1 protein-coding gene is annotated in these 405 nt (G+C 69.9%); it reads left to right on the top strand.

The features are described 5' to 3' along the window. The coding region (locus B4L26_RS02065) for a 2-oxo acid dehydrogenase subunit E2 (RefSeq protein ID WP_290715242.1) at window positions 1–405 on the top strand (405 nt) is incomplete at both ends.

Raw genomic sequence — 405 nt, 5'->3', positions numbered from 1 at the left:
ATCCGCAAGCAGGACGTGCTCGCCGCGGCCGCTCCTTCTGCCCCCGCGGCCGCCGCCCCAGCGGCCGCTGCCCCCGAGGTCAAGCCGGAGCTGGCCGCCCTGCGCGGCACGACCGCCAAGGCCAACCGCATCCGGCAGATCACCGCCGCCAAGACGCTGGAATCGCTGCAGACCACCGCGCAGTTGACCCAGGTCCACGAAGCCGACTTGACCAAGGTGGCGGCCCTGCGCGCCGCCGCGAAGGCGTCGTTCAAGGCAGCCGAAGGGGTGAACCTGACGTTCCTACCCTTCTTCGCCAAGGCGGTCGTGGAGGCACTCAAGGCCCATCCCAACGTCAACGCGAGCTACGACGACGCCACCAAGGAGATCACCTACCACGGCGGCGTCCACCTCGGTATCGCCGTC

Source organism: Gordonia sp. UBA7599, from assembly GCA_002477755.1.
Classification (GTDB): Bacteria; Actinomycetota; Actinomycetes; order Mycobacteriales; family Mycobacteriaceae; genus Gordonia.
Note: the sequence above shows the minus strand (reverse complement) of the source record. Positions and strands in the feature narration are given on the sequence as shown.